This window comes from Saccharopolyspora tripterygii (assembly GCF_054778355.1).
The window spans coordinates 266,441-281,177 of sequence record NZ_BAAGZP010000001.1 but is presented as its reverse complement, the minus strand read 5'-3'; the positions used below and the strand labels follow the sequence as shown (position 1 = coordinate 281,177).

Genomic DNA, 14,737 nt, shown 5'->3' with positions numbered 1-14,737 from the left:
CTCCCCGCGAACGGTCACCACCACCAGAACCAGAGCGACCCGAGCACCACGACCAGCACGCCGACGACGGCCCAGCCGCCGTTGCGGTCGCGGTTGCGGTCCGCGTAGGTCTGCAGCGCGAGCGCGACGAGACCTGCGACGAGCTGCGAGATCACCGAGCCGATCCCCGGGCCCTGCTGACCGTGGCTTGTGGCCCAGAACTGGACGCCGATGAGAGCCAGCCCGAGCAGCAGCGAACCCATCGCCAGCGCACCGGTGACGCTGCGCAGCGTGGTTCCCGCCGCGCTCACCCGCCGAGGCCGGGCGAGCTCGTGGCGGGAGCGCGGACGCCTGGCCTCCGGAGCCGTTCGGCGCGGACGGGGTGGCGGCGGCATGCGGCGCGCCGCATCACCCGGCGGCATGTGTCGCGTGCGGGGCGGCGGAGTTCGGCGTTGCGGGGCTGGTGCGTGCATCGGCCCGTCCTCTGGTTGAAAGCTCATTCGTCCCCCAGCAACGACCAGGGGCGCAGATCAGGTGCGGCCTGCTGTCCCTCGGCGCAGTGTGCCCGGAAATCGCACCAGGAGCAGTGCGGTCCGGTCCTGACCGGAAATTCGGCCTCCGCAACGCTGTCGGAGTCCGGGGACGCGGATTCCAGTGCGTCGGTTGCTCCCTGGAGCTCACCCGCCAGCCGTTCAGCGCGCTCCCGCAGCCCGTCGAGGGACTCGGCGGTGTGATCCCAGGCCGCGACCGTACCGGTCGGCAGGTGATGCAGCTCAACCCGGTTGCACGGCCGACGCAGGGTTTTGCGCACCGCGAGCGCGTACAACCCGAGTGCCAGCGAGTTCTTCGCGTCGTCGATGCGCAGCCCGTGCCTGCCGGTCTTGTAGTCGACCACCACGAGCTCGCCGTCGCGCTCGTCGACCCGGTCCACCCGGCCCTCGGCGATGATCTCGCCGACCGGCGCCGACACCCAGCGCTCGATCGCGACCGGCGTGAAGTCCGAGGGAAGTCCGGCCACGTACTCGTGGACCCAGCGCTGCGCGCGTCGCCGGTGCTCGGCGGCCTGGTCGGCGTCGGCGAACCCGTCGGACTTCCAGCACCGGTGCACCAGCACCTCGGCGCGCTGCGGGGTCCGCTTCTCGGGCCGCAGCTCGAAGTAGGCCTTCAGCGCGTTGTGCACGACGGCGCCGAGGGTGGCGTTCGCCCACGCCCCACCGCGTTTCGGCGCCGGTCTGTCGAGGTACGTCATCCGGTACCGGCGCGGGCATCCGGCCCACGTCGACAGGCGGGCCGGCGTGACCCGCACGAGCTTCCCGGGGATGCCTTCCAGGCCGAGCTGCTGCTGCACGTCGCCCACACTACGCAGAACGGCCGACTCCCAGATCAGCTGATGACCTTGCTCCCGGTGCTGCGCGCGATGATTCGCTCCAAAGAGTCCGGAGCCGTGGTCTCCTGGCCGATCCGGATCGTCTTGTTCGTCCCGTGGTAGTCGCTGCTGCCGGTCGGGATGAGGTCCAGCTCGGCCGCGAGCTCGCGCAGCTTCGCCCTGGTGGGCTCGTCGTGGTCCGGGTGGTCGATCTCCACCCCGGCCAGCCCGTGATCGGCCAGCTCCGCCACGACCTCCGCGTTGACCACCGGTCCCCGCTTGTGCGCGAAGGGGTGCGCGAGCACCGTCGCGCCACCCGCTTCGGCGATCATCTCGATGGCGCGGTGCACGGGTGTGTCGGAGCGCGGCATGTAGTAGCTGCCGCGGCTGCTGAGGTACTTCGTGAAGGCCTCGTCGACGCTGGCGACCGTTCCCGCCTCGACCAGCGCGCGGGCCAGGTGCGGGCGTCCGCCCGGGGAGTCCGGCGGCAGACCCGCCATGATCGCTTCCGGGTCGATCGGGAAGCCGTCCTCCGCCATCCGGTGCGCCATCTGGTGCAGCCGCTCGCGGCGCTCGGCGCGCAGCCGCGACTGCTCGCGGACCAGCGCGGGCGAGGAGGGGTTGAACAGGTAGGCCAGCAGGTGAACGGTGACCCTGCCGCCTCGCCCATCGGGGCTGGAGCACGACAGCTCCGCGCCGGGCACCAACCGGAAGGTTCCGGGACGGCCGAGCTCCCGCACGGCGCGCTCGGCTTCCGCCCAGCCCGCGGTGGTGTCGTGATCGGTGATCGCGACCGCGTCCAGGCCGGCGGCGACGGCGGTCGCCACGAGCTCGGCAGGCGTGTCGGTCCCGTCGGACTCGGTGGAATGCGCGTGCAGGTCGATGAGCACACCTCAGTGTGACCCATGCCCGGCCGCAGCGGACCTCCGCTCCGGTGATCCCGGCCACCCGGCGCCGCGCGAGCGGTCCGGTTCGCGCATCTCCGGCGCAGCCGCCGAAGGTGTCCGACACGTCGTCCGGGTGCGACGCCACGACTCCGCGCGGGAGTCGTGGCGTCCCGAGCCCGGACGACGCACCGGATTCCGCCGCCGCACCGCCGAGCGGTGCGACCGCGGGAACAGGTCCTTACAACTTCGCTGCTTTCCGCTTGCCCACCGCTGCGCGGCGAGCCTTCAGCATGGAGAAGCGGTCCTGCTGCTGGCCCTTCTTGTCACCGAACACCAGGCCCGAGATCGCGTCCTCGACCTCGGTCGGGTTGGGGACGTACTCGATCCTGTTGAGGGCCTGGATCTGTCCTGCCGATTCGACGATCAGCGTGCCGTACCCGAACATCCGGCCCATCAGCGAGCGGTGGAAGGTCAGGTCGGTGACCTTGGTGACCGGCATCATCGCCACGTTGGTGGTGAAGATGCCGGTCGTGATCAAGAACCTCTTGTCGGTCACCACGATGCGCTCCACGTACCAGTCGAGGACCTGGTAGGTGAAGCGGATCAGCACGACCAGACCGGCGTACCAGAGGATGTTCTGGAACAACCAGGAACTGCTCGGTGGCAGCAGGTAGGACACCAGCACGAGGCCGACGAGCAGTCCCGCCGCCTCGAACAGGTCCCACACCAAGCTGGCCCAGTGACGCCGAACCCGGATCACCCGGCGTTCGGAGTCCAGCAGGTACTCGTCGGGATCCCTAGGAGCGAACAAGGCACCCGCCTTCCCGCGATTCTCGCTTTATGCCTGGAAGAGGTTCTGCATGAAGGTGATGACGGCTTCTGCAGCACCACGAAGACTGGCCAGGATGCCGTTCACGACATTGCTGGCTTGGTCCGGCGCGGAAAACAAGAAGAACAGGAGGAAAGCAACCACTGCCCAGGTGAGGATTTTCTTCATGTTCACTGTGACGCACCCCGTCCGAAAAAGCCCTTGAGTAGCACAGGCGCCTGCTGATCCGTTGTACCGCACTCCGCCCCTTTACGGCAGCTTTGTACCGCACTTGGGTCAGTCGTTTCCGGGCAGGCCCGGACCAACTACCCTCCGTGTTGATGATCGTATCTGAGAATCCCGTGATCCGCTGCGTCGGAGCTCTCATTTTTGACCCTCAAGGCCGGTTGTGCCTGGTCAAACGTGCCAACGACCCCGGCAGGGGCAAGTGGTCGATCCCCGGGGGCCGGGTGGAGCACGGAGAAACCGATCATTCGGCGGTACGGCGCGAGGTTTTCGAGGAAACCGGACTCGTCGTCACGGTCGGTGATCTCGTCGGCCGGGTCGAGCGACCCGCGCCGCGCGGAACGTTCGAGATCCTCGACTACTCCTGCCGGAGTAATGAATGGGCGCTTTCCGCTGGTGACGACGCCGCCGACGCAATGTGGGCGGACGGTGCGACATTCGCCACACTCGATCGAAATGGAGAGCTGACCGCCGGATTGGCCGAGGCGCTGAGGGCTTGGGATTGTTCACCCCGCAACGAGTGAGCGGGAATGCCACCGGGTTACCGGGGGCCCGCGGTGTTCGTGACGATCGGTGGAACGTCACGCGCTGGACGCATTTCCCGGGTGCCCGAATCAGTCGACTGGTCCGCTTTCGCGTTCAGTTCTCGCTGCCAGCTGTGACGTGCGCTTGACGCGGTTGTCACCAGCCCCCTCGGACGGAGTATGGTTCCCGGTTGGCTGATGCAGTGCCCACCCCGTGTGGTGGATGACCTTCGGGAGGTGAGGGATCGTGAGCAGTAGTACCGACAGCGCTCTTCCGTGCAGTACCAACCGCATCCCCGCCGAGAAGGCCCGTCGCTGAATCAGCGAGTTGGTTCTCCGGCCCGTCAAGGGCCAGGCCGGGATGTGAGACCCCGCAAGCGAGAGTGATCTCCGCCCGAGGGAACACCGCTGCAGTGCAGTCCCCGGACCGCCGTCCGGATGACCACCGACCGGAGCACCGGTCTCGCGCCGCGCACACCCCTGGGCCTCGGACCCCCTGGAGGCCGTCGTGCCGAACCTTCCTTCGCTCGGCCTGCGCAACCGCAACGGTCGCGCGGCCCAGCCCGTCGCGCGCAAGCCCGCACCCGTGTCCGCCTACGTCGTGGACTGCGGGGTGTACGTCGACGGCCACCGGCTCGAAGGCGCCTGGAACCACGTCGACGCGATGGAGGAGGTCCGCAGGCGCGGCACCGGGTTCGTCTGGATCGGCCTGCACGAGCCGACCGAGGAGCAGATCAACGGCATCGCCGAGACCTTCGGGCTGCACGAGCTGGCCGTCGAGGACGCAGTGCACGCGCACCAGCGGCCCAAGCTGGAGCGCTACGACAACACGCTGTTCATGGTGCTCAAGACGGTCCGCTACGCCGACACCGAGCACCGCACCGCCACCAGCGAGATCGTCAACACCGGCGAGCTCATGGTCTTCCTCGGCCGCGACTTCGTGATCACCGTCCGGCACGGCAAGCACGCGGAGCTCGGCGACCTCCGCTGCCGGCTGGAGGAGGACCCGGAGCAACTGGCGCTGGGGCCCTCGGCGGTGCTGCACGGGGTGGCCGACACCGTGGTGGACAACTACCTCGACGTCACCGAGGCCATCCAGGACGACATCGACGAGATCGAGGCCGAGGTCTTCGAGCCCCGGACCAAGATCGACGCCGAGCAGATCTACTTGATGAAGCGCGAGGTCATGGAGCTGCGGCGGGCGGTGCAGCCGCTGTCGAAGCCGATGCAGCGGCTGGCCGAGGGCTACACGCCGATGATCGCCGAAGAGGTCCGCTCCTACTTCCGCAACGTCGAGGACCACCTGGCGCGGGTCTCGGAGATGGTCGGCTCCTTCGACGAGCTGCTGACCACCCTGGTGGACGCGACGCTGGCCAAGATCACGCTCCAGCAGAACACCGACATGCGCAAGATCTCGGCATGGGTCGCGATCATCTCGACGCCGACGATGATCGCCGGGATATACGGCATGAACTTCGACTTCATGCCCGAAACCACTTGGAAGTTCGGCTATCCGACGGTGATGGTCGTGATGCTCATCGCCTGCATGGTGCTGTTCAAGATCTTCCGGAAGAACAAGTGGCTGTAACGATTCCGGTGCCCGAGGCGATGTCATCGATGAACGTGAGGAGGTCCGACATGCCAGCGCTGAACGCCCGCGCGCACCAGCAGCGGCTCCTCTCCGGTCTCCCGGGGCTCAGTCCCGTGTCCCGGCGGGAGACCGCCGAGAAGTTGTTCCAGCACTCCGCTTGGGTGCAGCGAAAACCCGGCGCGATGTGGGACGTGGTCCCCGCGCCGAGCGCTTTCCCGCGCTGACGGCACACGCCCGGGTAGACCGCGGGCCACATCGTGAAAACGGATCTGCAGCAACCAGAATCTCGTTTCCACGTTCGGAGGCACCGCTATGACTCGCCTGCTCTCCAGCAAGCTCACCGTCCTCGTCGCGCTGATCGCGGGCTGGATCGCGATGGAGTTCGTGCTCATCGCGAACCAGCTCTGAGGACTCCTCGGGGAAGTTTTCATGAAAACTTCCCCCACTTCCCACCCGACGGAAGTTTCAAGGGAAACGTCCTCCACTCGGTACCGGTGGTGAAGTGCCAACTGAAACCTCGTTTTCGTGGTGGGGGTGGGGAAGTTTTCATGAAAACTTCCCCACCCCCACCACGTCACCGGGGACGTCACCGAATGGTCTGCCCCGTTCCGGGGTTGAACAGGTGGATCTTGTCGGTGTCGAACCAGACCGAGAGCTGCTCGTTCTCTCGGGCCCGCGACTCCACCGACAGGCGGGTGACGACCTGGCCGTCGTCGGTGGGCACCTCGGAGCTGCCGCTGTCGGCGGCGAGCTCGTCGAGCTCCGCGCTGCTGGCCTTGGCTCCCGGCAGGGTGAAGTAGACGTACTTGTCCGAGCCCATCTCCTCGACCACGTCCACCTCGCCGGTGAACGTCGCTCCCCTGGCCTTGACCGCGTCGTCGACCAGCGCCGCGTCCTCGAAGTGCTCCGGCCGGATGCCCAGCACCAGGTCGCGGGGCGCGTCGGCGGACTCCACGGCCCTGCGCAGCCGCTCCGGCAGCGGAACGGTTCCCAGGGCGCTGCGCAGCTCACCCTCCGCGAGCTCCACCGGCACGAAGTTCATGGCCGGTGACCCGATGAACCCGGCGACGAACAGGTTCGCCGGGTTCTCGTAGAGGTGCTGCGGCGCGCCCACCTGCTGCACCACTCCTCCGCGCAGCACCACGACCCGGTCGCCGAGGGTCATCGCCTCGGTCTGGTCGTGGGTGACGTAGACGGTGGTGGTGTTCAGCTGCTTCTGCAGCTTGGACACCGAGGTGCGCATCTGCACCCGCAGCTTCGCGTCCAAGTTGGACAGCGGCTCGTCCATCAGGAAGGCCTTCGGGCTGCGCACGATCGCCCGGCCCATCGCCACCCGCTGCCGCTGACCACCGGAGAGGTTGGCCGGCTTGCGGTCGAGGTGGTCGCTTAGGTCGAGGATCCTGGCGGCCTCGGCGACCTTCTCCGCTACCGTCGTCTTGTCCACTTTGGCCAGTCGCAGCGGGAACGCCATGTTCTCGAACACCGTCATGTGCGGGTACAGCGCGTAGGACTGGAACACCATCGCGATGTCCCGGTCCTTGGGCGCGCTCTCGTTCACCCGCTCGCCGCCGATGCGCAGCTCGCCGCCGCTGATGTCCTCCAGCCCGGCGATCATGTTGAGCGTGGTCGACTTCCCGCAGCCCGAGGGGCCGACCAGGATCACGAACTCCCCGTCGGCGATCTCCAGGTCGACCTCGTCGACCGCCAACGCCCCGTCGGGGTAGCGCTTGGTCACCTTGTCCAGCACGATGTCGGCCACTTGCTTACCCCTTCACTGCGCCGGAGGTCAGTCCGGACACGATGCGTCGCTGGAAGAACAGCACGAACAGGATGATCGGAATGGTGATCACCACGGCGGCGGCCGAGATCGTCCCCGTCGGGTCCTCGAACTGCGAGTCGCCGGTGAAGAACTGCAACGCCACCGGAACGGTCCGCGAGTTCTCCGTCGAGGTCAGCGAGATGGCGAACAGGAAGTCGTTCCAGCAGAAGATGAAGACCAGGATCGCGGTGGTGAACACGCCCGGCGCGGCCAGCGGCGCGATCACCCGGCGGAACGCCTGCGCCGGCGTGGCGCCGTCCATCTTCGCCGCCTTCTCCAGCTCCCACGGGATCTCCCGGAAGAACGCCGACAACGTGTAGATCGCCAGCGGCAGCGAGAAGGTGATGTAGGGCAGGATCAGTCCGGGCCAGGTGTCGAACAGGCCCACGGTCCGCTCGATGTCGAACAGCGGCGAGACCAGCGAGACCTGCGGGAACATCGCGATCAGCAGGGATGCCCCGACCAGCGCGCGCTTGCCGGGGAAGTCGAGCCGGGCGATGGCGTAGGCGGCCATGGTGCCCAGGACGACGGCGATGGCCGTGGCGATCAGCGCGATGCCGATGGAGTTCAGCAGCGCGCGGGTGAACTCGCTGGTGGAGAAGATCGCCGCGTAGTTCTCCAGCGTCCACTCGCGCGGGATGAGGTTCCCGTCGGAGAGGGTGCCGGAGGTCTTGAACGACAGCGACAGGATCCACAGCACCGGCAGCAGCGCGTAGGCCACCACGATGACGTTGAGCGCGGCCCACTTGGCTTTGCGCGCGGGTGTCGGTGTCCCGCCGAGGCCGGCCATCAGCCACTCCCCTTCTCGTCGCTACCCGGGGCGGCGGTGCCGAAGAGCCGCACGAAGATCCACGCGATGAGCGCGACCGCGACGAAGATCAGCACCGACATCGTCGAGCCGATGCCCAGGTTGAGGCCCTTGATCAGGTTGTTGTAGGCGAGCACCGACACCGACGAGGTGTCCTGGGCTCCCCCGGTGAGCACCACGATGTGGTCGAAGACGCGGAACGCGTCGAGCGTGCGGAACAGCAGCGCGACGAGGATCGCCGGCTTCATCACCGGCAGCATCACCTTGACGAACCGCTGCCAGGCGCCCGCGCCGTCCATCGCGGCCGCCTTGAGCAGGTCGTCGGGCACCAGCGCGAGCCCGGACATCAGCAGCAGCGCCATGAACGGCGTGGTCTTCCAGATCTCGGCCACGATCACGATCGCCAGCGCGCTGCCGTACTCGGTCAGCGGCGCCCCGCTGGGCGCGATGGCGTTCGCGAGGTAACCGGTGTCCGGGGTCCAGGCGTAGCGCCAGCTGAACGCCGCGACGACGGTGACGATGCCGTACGGGATGAGGCTGACCGTGCGCACCAGTCCCCTGCCGATCAGCGCCCGGTGCATGATCAGCGCCAGCGACATGCCCAGCACGAACTCGACCAGCACCGACACGGCGGTGACGAGCAGGGTCACGCAGAAGGCGCTCCACCAGTAGGTGTTGGTGAGCACGGTGATGTAGTTGTCGAACCAGATGAACTCGCGCTGGTCCGGGTACTTCAGGTCGAAGCGCTGGAACGACAGCCAGAACGCGTAGAGGATCGGCCAGCCGGTGACGGCGATCATCACCAGCGCGGACGGCGCGGCCAGCAGCACGCCCAGTCGGCGTTCGGCCCGCTTCCCCTCGCTGATCGGTTCCTTGACCGCCATCAGGGCATCACTCCCTTGGACTCCAAGGCGTTCTGCACTTCGCGGCGCATCCGCTCGGCGGTCTCCCGCGGGTCGATCTCGCCGATGGGGCTGAGCAGGTTGGACAGCACCGTCGACACGTTCTGCGCCGCCGGGGTCACCGGCCGCATGCCCGGGTCCTTGAGCGCCTGCAGGATCGTGTCGTGCATCGGGTACTCGGCCTGCAGCTCCGGATCGTCGTAGAGCGACTCCATCGTGGGCGGCACGCCGTCGTTGATGGCGGAGAACTTCTGGCTCTCCGCGTCCCGCAAGCACTTCGCGGCCTCGAACGACTGCTCGGGCTTGGTGGAGAAGCGGCTCACCGCGTAGTTCGCGCCGCCGATCGTGGACTTGCTCGGGACGTTCGGATCCAGGCTCGGCACGCGGGCCCAGCCGACCTTCTTCGCCAGCTCGGGCTTCTCCTCCTGCATCGAGGCGTAGACGAACGGCCAGTTGAGCTCGAACGCGGATTGCCCGGTCTCGAACTCCTGCCGCGCGTCGTCCTCCTCGGCGTTGTTCATCCCCGGGCTGGTGACTCCGGCGTTGCCGAGGTCGCGGAGGGCTTCCAGGCCGCGCACGGCGCCCTCGTCGACGACGGCGGTCTTGCCGTCCTCGCTGAGCACGTGCCCGCCCGCCGACTCCAGCAGGGTGTTGTAGTGCACGTACAGGCCCTCGAACTGCGCGCCGGTGAGGCTGATCCAGTGCGGCTGCCCGGCCTGCTTGAGGCGCTGGGCGGTCTCGATCATCCCGCCCCAGCTCGCGGGCGGCTCCGGCACGAGGTCCTTGCGGTACCAGAGCAGCTGCACGTTGGTGTTCTTCGGCGCCGCGTAGAGCTTGCCCTGCCAGGTCGCGGTTTCCAGCGGTCCGGACAGGGTGTCCTGCTCGACCTCGGCCTTGTGCGCGCCCGTCCACTCGCGAACCCAGTCGGCCTCGGCGAACTCGCCGGTCCAGGTGACGTCGAGGTAGAGCAGGTCCATGCCGGTGTCCCCGGCGGCGAGCCGGCGCACCATCTGCTCGCGCTGACCGTCCGCGTCGCGGGGCAGCTTGTGGTAGACGATGTCGTACCTGCTGGCGGCTTCGGCGTTGCAGCGGTCGACGTTGTGCTGCAGGTTCTCCTCAGGCGCGCTGTAGAGGTTGATCGTGTTGGCACTTGCGGCTTGCCCGCACGCGGTCAACGCCGATGCGCACACCAGCGATGCGCCCAGCAGTGCCGCCGTGCGGGTGCGGCGAACTCTCACCATCGGTCCTTCCGGTGCACTGGTCGCGAACACGACCCGAGCTCCGCAAGAACTCGTCAACGCTCCGTCGCGCCGCAACCACCGGCGGTCAGCCGGTAGGCAGAAAAGCTAGGCCCCGGCGATCAAGGAGGGCAAGAAGTCCCGCACCTTGTTGCCAACCCGTGAAGAAAAGCGGAACGAGAAGCACCGACGCTCCCCCATTAGCCCCGAACCACTTAGCCGTTTCGGCCGCCACAACAACACTTTCGTTCAAAGCAGCGACGTTCAAGAACAGGGGCGAAAAGGGGTTGCCAACAATCGTCAGGCAACCGGCACCGCCGCGGGTTCTCGGACGCAAGACGGAAGTTTTCATGAAAACTTCCCCACGTCAGGCAACCGGCGAAGCCTTACGCAGGCGGGCGCATGGCCAGCTTGGCCAGCAGATCCCGCCCCTGCTCAGCATGCTTGGGCTGGGCGAGCACGTCATACCGTCCGGCGACCAGCTGACTGGCGGAGGAGAAGTCCCTCCGCCCACGCGTGGAGGCGTACCCGACGGCAGCGAAGACGAGGCCGAACACGATGCCCGCGCCGAGTCCGGCGAGCACCGGGGCGATCCAGCTTCCCTGCGGGGTGAACATGCCCATGATGAGGCCGACGAACAGACCGAACCAGGCGCCCGAGGCGGCGCCGCCGCCCAGCACCCGTCCCCAGGTCAGCCGTCCGGTCACGCGTTCGACCAGCATCAGGTCGACGCCGACGATGGTGACCTCCTGGACCGGGAAGTCGCTGTCGGCGAGGTGGTCGACGGCGCGCTGCGCTTCCTCGTACTTGCCGTAGGAGCCGATGGGCCATCCGGTCGGCGGTGTGGGCAAGTTGGGTGTGCCCGGCGCCGGCCGGCTCGAGCCGGTGAAGGGGTTGGACACCGCTGACACCTCCGTTGAGCTTCTCGCGGGGGACACGCTGCCGGGCGGCGGGCCGAGGTGGCCCGATTCCGGCGCAATGTCCGCTCACCCCAGGCTACCCCGCAGTACCTCCTCGGGATCATGAACGCCCTCACCGATGCGCAGCCGCAACCCGGACGGGGGGCTTCTCGGTGCGGGGCGCGGGCGTGGCCCTGGGCCGGGGTGCGAGGACGTCGACGCTGCTCAGGTACGCCGCGTGGGCGGCGAGCAGGACGAGGCCGGTGAGCAGGAGCCAGCTGCCGACGGCCGGTTCGCCCTCAGCGCACAGCGCGAGCGCGGCGAGTCCGGTCAGCAGCGTCACGAGCACCGCGCCGATCCGCGCCGCCACCCGGTAGGCGACGGCCGCAGGCCACGTGAGCGCGGTCGCGATGAGCACGACGCCGAGCGGGCCGAACCGCAGCCCGGTCTGGTGCAGAGCGACCACCGCGGCCAGCAGCAGCGCGGCGACCGCGAGCGCCGGGGCCCAGCGGGCGAGTCCGGTGCCGAGGCGAGCGGACACGCGCCGACCGGCCCACACGGCGAAGACGATCGCGAGCAGCGATGCCCACGGGGTCCAGCTCGTGGTGTCGGCGGCCGAGAGGTCGCCGGGCGACCACCAGCCCGTCGCGGGGATCTGCGATCCGGCGACCGCGCACATCGCACCCGGTGGGCAGTCGCCCGCCAGGAGACCGGAGCCCGAGCCCGCTCCGGTCTTGGTCAGGGTCGCGGTGGTGGCGCCGGCGAGGCCGAGCAGCGCTGCGCGCCCAGGTGCCGCCACGGCGTAGGCCACGAGCAGCAGCAGCGGCTTGACCAGCGTCATCGCTCCTCGGGCGAGCCAGCGGAACACGCCGGAGCCCTGCGGCCGGATCGCGCGCTGGGCGAGCAGGCCGAAACGGGTCGTCATCGAGAGCAGCCGGGGTTCGCCGAGGTCGCGGATGCGCTGGCGGCCGACGTCGAAGTGCTCCACCGAGCGCGAGAGCTCGGCGGGGCCGGGTGCGGCCGGTTCCTCGCCCACGTCCGGTTCGGCTCCGAGCGAAACCGATTCGACGTGCGGAACTTCGGCCGCGGCGATCGTCCACTGCAGACGTTCGGTGAGCAGCGCGCGGGTCTCCGTCAGCGGGTGCGGTTCGTCGGGTGCGGAGAACAGCGCGTCGAGCTCGGCGCGCACCTCACCGGCGTGGTGGGTCCACACCTCCGCGAGGAACGCTCGCCACTGCGCCGCCTGGGAGTCGTCGAGCGCGCCGAGCTCGGCCTCGGTGGGTCGGCCGACGACGGCTCGCAGCGCCTCGCTCAGCTGTTCCGCGTCACCGTGGCGCGCGAGGCGCTCCGGGTCGGCGAGCATGCCGACGAGCGTGGCGGCGGCGTCCATCCGGCCCCACATCCAGTCGTTGGCGCGCCACTTCGCCGACAGGAAGGCGCCGAAGCTGCCGAGGTCGAGCCCCCGGATCTTGTCCTCGATCCGCAGCTCGCCGTCCCGGCGCAGCGAGTGGAACGGCAGCGGTGTGCGTTCGTCGCTGACCACGCGGAGCAGGTCGATGCGGGTGGCCGGGACGCGCCCGACGTCCAGCGGCGCGGTGAGCACGACGAGCCTGCGCAGCACCTCGGGCCGCCGGGGTCCAGCGCCCTCCAGCAGCGCGTAGCCGATCCGTTCCGCCGCAACGGGTTCCGGTCGCGTCGGGGCCGATTCGGCCAGGCGGTCCGCGATGCCGTGGAGCACTTCGCGGGCGCGGGCGACCGCGTCCAGCCCGTCGGCGTCCGGCGCGGCGTCGGCGCCTGAGGACTCGACCATCGACTGGAGCTCGGCGGCGAACTCGGCCAGCGCCTGCTGGAACCCGTCGCCGTCGGAGACCGCGCGCAGCACCGCCCCCAGCAGCGGCTCGATCGGCGACGGCAACCGGTGCTGCAGCCGCTCGCGGCGGGAGCGCACCCGCCGGATCCAGTCGTCGAGCTCGGCGGTCTCCACGATCGGTTCCAGCCGGGCACCGTTGATCCAGTACCGGTCGGCGTGCCCGGCCAGCACGGCGGCGAAGGCGCGCAGCCGGTACAGCTGCGCCTTGCAGGTGCCGACCTGCGCGGTGGCCTCGACGTCCCACGCCCATCCGAGGCACTCCTGCACCGCGGCGCGCAGGCCGTGCACGTCGTCGAAGATCTCGGGCCCGGCTTCCTCCGCCAGCGCCGAGAGCCGTTCGGGCAGCCGCTCGCGGGTGAACGCCGACCACTCGGCGAGCGGATCGCCGATGACCGGGGGCAGCAGCGTGCCGTCCTCGGAACCGGCCGGGGCGGTCAGCAGCGCGTGCACGGCCTGCGCGTCCAGCTCCGCGCGCACGACGGCGTGGTCGGCGGCCACGGCGGCGCTGTGCTCGGCCAGCCGCTCCGGTGCTTCGCGCACAGGAGCGAACAACGCCTTGCGGCGCAACGCGTTCCGCTCCACGATCCGGTTGTGCTCGGACAGCTCGTCGAGGTCCGACAGCAGGGATTCCTGGGTGAATCGGCCGCGCAGCGCGGCGAGGGTCACCGGCACGGCACGTCCCGAACCGCGCCGCTGCCCGTGCGAGACGACCGGGTCGGGGTTGAGGTAGAGCAGGAAGCGCTTGGTGGGCCGGTCCGCCGGGGCGTGCGCGATGGCCTGGATGGCCGCGGCGACCGGGATGTTGTCCAGCACTCCCCCGTCGATCACCCGGAACGGCGCGGTGCCGGTGCTGGTCTCGGAGAACAGGCCCAGCATGTTCGGCTCCCCGGCGGGCGGTTCGCCCGGCCCGGAACGCACCTTCGCGGGTTCGAAGGCGAACGGGAACGACGAGGTGGCGCGGGCGGCGTGCGCGAGACGCAGTGCGGTGGCGTCGATCTCGCCGAAGTCCGACAGCGGATCGCCCGCCCGGCCTTCGTGGTGGAAGGTCAGCCGCGCCGCCCGCCGCTCCAGCGGCATCGGCCCGACGCGGGCGTCGTGGTGCGGCTCCACCAGCGGGTCCAGCAGGGTCGCGGTGAGCAGCATGTCCGCGCGGCGACCGGGTTGTTCGTCCTCGGGCGGCGCGTTCTCGCGGATGACGCGCGCGAGCTCGGTGCGGAAGTAGTCGTCGCCTTCCAGCAGCGATGCCGGGCCGGGCTGCCAGAACTTCGGCACCGGGCGGGCCATCGCTTCCAGATCGGCCAGCTGGATCCAGGTCCGCCGCATCCGCTCGAACGGCATCCCGTAGACGAGCGTCGCCGACATCAGCGCGGCGTTGAGACCGCCGGCCGACGCGCCTGCCAGCACGTCGACGCTCACCGACCGGTAGCCCGCCAACCGCGCCAGGGCCGCCCACGGGTGTTCGGATTCCCCGTCGCCGCCGAGTGATTCGCGCAGCCGGTCGATCTCGGCGACGGCGCCGCCGATCCACACCGCCATGCTCGCTCCGCCGCGCATGGCGAGCGCCAGGCGCAGCTCGTCCCCGTCGTCCACGATCACGAACGTACCGGGTGCGAGTGGTCGTCCGGGGCCACTTCGCCCAGAGCCACCCCGGTGGCGGAAACCCCGGGAATCGGCTGTGCCGTCGAACAGGCCGTGGTGATGACCGCGGCGGGAGCCGCTGTTTCAGGTGTGGGACTCAGCCCGCACCGCCGCTGGTTCTGAGATGGTCCTCCTGCGCGGACGCGTCGACGTGCGAAGCGA

15 protein-coding genes are annotated in these 14,737 nt (G+C 69.3%); 3 read left to right on the top strand and 12 right to left on the bottom strand.

Going from position 1 to position 14,737, the window contains the following annotated elements; translation table 11 throughout:
• Positions 1–14 precede the first annotated feature (14 nt).
• The 5 genes from ACYVF3_RS01490 to ACYVF3_RS01470 all read right to left on the bottom strand — a co-directional run bounded on the left by ACYVF3_RS01490 (position 15) and on the right by ACYVF3_RS01470 (position 3,235).
• Entirely contained in the window at positions 15–452 is a 438-nt protein-coding gene (locus tag ACYVF3_RS01490; RefSeq protein WP_461152480.1) for a hypothetical protein, read from the bottom strand.
• Between the two features lie 23 nt (positions 453–475).
• The gene (locus tag ACYVF3_RS01485) at positions 476–1,327 is read right to left on the bottom strand and encodes a RecB family exonuclease (RefSeq protein WP_461152479.1); all 852 of its coding nucleotides are present in this window, start codon (positions 1,325–1,327) and stop codon (positions 476–478) included.
• A 35-nt stretch (positions 1,328–1,362) separates the two neighbouring features.
• Positions 1,363–2,235, bottom strand: a complete 873-nt coding sequence (locus ACYVF3_RS01480) for a PHP domain-containing protein (protein ID WP_461152478.1) — start codon at positions 2,233–2,235, stop codon at positions 1,363–1,365.
• A 235-nt stretch (positions 2,236–2,470) separates the two neighbouring features.
• Positions 2,471–3,043, bottom strand: coding sequence for a PH domain-containing protein (locus ACYVF3_RS01475; RefSeq protein ID WP_461152477.1), 573 nt, complete (start codon positions 3,041–3,043; stop codon positions 2,471–2,473).
• Positions 3,044–3,070: 27 nt separating this feature from the next.
• On the bottom strand, positions 3,071–3,235 hold the full coding sequence (locus tag ACYVF3_RS01470) for a cytochrome c family protein (RefSeq protein ID WP_175547979.1): 165 nt from the start codon (positions 3,233–3,235) through the stop codon (positions 3,071–3,073).
• A gap of 146 nt (positions 3,236–3,381) precedes the next feature.
• On the opposite strand from ACYVF3_RS01470, the gene ACYVF3_RS01465 reads away from it, so the two are divergent.
• The 3 genes from ACYVF3_RS01465 (at position 3,382) to ACYVF3_RS01455 (ending at position 5,625) form a co-directional block, all read left to right on the top strand.
• Positions 3,382–3,810 carry an NUDIX domain-containing protein gene (locus ACYVF3_RS01465; protein ID WP_461152476.1) on the top strand — a complete coding sequence of 143 codons (429 nt, stop codon included), beginning with the start codon at positions 3,382–3,384 and terminating at the stop codon, positions 3,808–3,810.
• 508 nt (positions 3,811–4,318) lie between these two features.
• Entirely contained in the window at positions 4,319–5,398 is a 1,080-nt protein-coding gene (gene corA / locus ACYVF3_RS01460; protein WP_461152475.1) for a magnesium/cobalt transporter CorA, read from the top strand.
• A gap of 50 nt (positions 5,399–5,448) precedes the next feature.
• A complete protein-coding gene (locus tag ACYVF3_RS01455; RefSeq protein WP_461152474.1) occupies positions 5,449–5,625 on the top strand; it encodes a hypothetical protein in 177 nt (58 codons plus the stop codon).
• A 362-nt stretch (positions 5,626–5,987) separates the two neighbouring features.
• On the opposite strand, the gene ACYVF3_RS01450 is transcribed toward ACYVF3_RS01455, so the two are convergent.
• The 7 genes from ACYVF3_RS01450 to ACYVF3_RS01420 form a co-directional block, all read right to left on the bottom strand.
• Complete coding sequence (locus tag ACYVF3_RS01450) at positions 5,988–7,160, bottom strand: ABC transporter ATP-binding protein (RefSeq protein WP_461152473.1); 1,173 nt, start codon at positions 7,158–7,160, stop codon at positions 5,988–5,990.
• A gap of 4 nt (positions 7,161–7,164) precedes the next feature.
• Positions 7,165–8,010: a carbohydrate ABC transporter permease gene (locus ACYVF3_RS01445; protein WP_461152472.1), complete on the bottom strand. Its 846-nt coding sequence runs from the start codon at positions 8,008–8,010 to the stop codon at positions 7,165–7,167.
• Positions 8,010–8,912, bottom strand: a complete 903-nt coding sequence (locus ACYVF3_RS01440; protein WP_461152471.1) for a carbohydrate ABC transporter permease — start codon at positions 8,910–8,912, stop codon at positions 8,010–8,012. Before ACYVF3_RS01440 ends, ACYVF3_RS01445 begins: the two co-directional genes overlap by 1 nt.
• On the bottom strand, positions 8,912–10,171 hold the full coding sequence (locus ACYVF3_RS01435; protein WP_461152470.1) for an ABC transporter substrate-binding protein: 1,260 nt from the start codon (positions 10,169–10,171) through the stop codon (positions 8,912–8,914). The genes ACYVF3_RS01440 and ACYVF3_RS01435 overlap by 1 nt, the downstream gene beginning before the upstream one ends.
• Before the next feature lie 85 nt (positions 10,172–10,256).
• Positions 10,257–10,520 (bottom strand): hypothetical protein, encoded by a 264-nt coding sequence (locus tag ACYVF3_RS01430; RefSeq protein ID WP_461152469.1) that lies wholly within the window; start codon positions 10,518–10,520, stop codon positions 10,257–10,259.
• Between the two features lie 34 nt (positions 10,521–10,554).
• Complete coding sequence (locus tag ACYVF3_RS01425; RefSeq protein WP_145742888.1) at positions 10,555–11,070, bottom strand: YflT domain-containing protein; 516 nt, start codon at positions 11,068–11,070, stop codon at positions 10,555–10,557.
• A 130-nt stretch (positions 11,071–11,200) separates the two neighbouring features.
• The gene (locus tag ACYVF3_RS01420) at positions 11,201–14,527 is read right to left on the bottom strand and encodes a patatin-like protein (RefSeq protein ID WP_461152468.1); all 3,327 of its coding nucleotides are present in this window, start codon (positions 14,525–14,527) and stop codon (positions 11,201–11,203) included.
• Positions 14,528–14,737 lie beyond the last annotated feature (210 nt).

Excerpts from the sequence above, each read along its gene's own strand:
- ACYVF3_RS01465 (WP_461152476.1), top strand. The coding sequence starts at position 3,382 with ATGATCGTATCTGAGAATCCCGTGATCCGCTGCGTCGGAGCTCTCATT.
- ACYVF3_RS01440 (WP_461152471.1), bottom strand. The coding sequence starts at position 8,912 with ATGGCGGTCAAGGAACCGATCAGCGAGGGGAAGCGGGCCGAACGCCGA.
- ACYVF3_RS01445 (WP_461152472.1), bottom strand. The coding sequence starts at position 8,010 with ATGGCCGGCCTCGGCGGGACACCGACACCCGCGCGCAAAGCCAAGTGG.
- ACYVF3_RS01430 (WP_461152469.1), bottom strand. The coding sequence starts at position 10,520 with ATGAAAACTTCCGTCTTGCGTCCGAGAACCCGCGGCGGTGCCGGTTGC.
- ACYVF3_RS01435 (WP_461152470.1), bottom strand. The coding sequence starts at position 10,171 with ATGGTGAGAGTTCGCCGCACCCGCACGGCGGCACTGCTGGGCGCATCG.
- ACYVF3_RS01455 (WP_461152474.1), top strand. The coding sequence starts at position 5,449 with ATGCCAGCGCTGAACGCCCGCGCGCACCAGCAGCGGCTCCTCTCCGGT.
- ACYVF3_RS01490 (WP_461152480.1), bottom strand. The coding sequence starts at position 452 with ATGCACGCACCAGCCCCGCAACGCCGAACTCCGCCGCCCCGCACGCGA.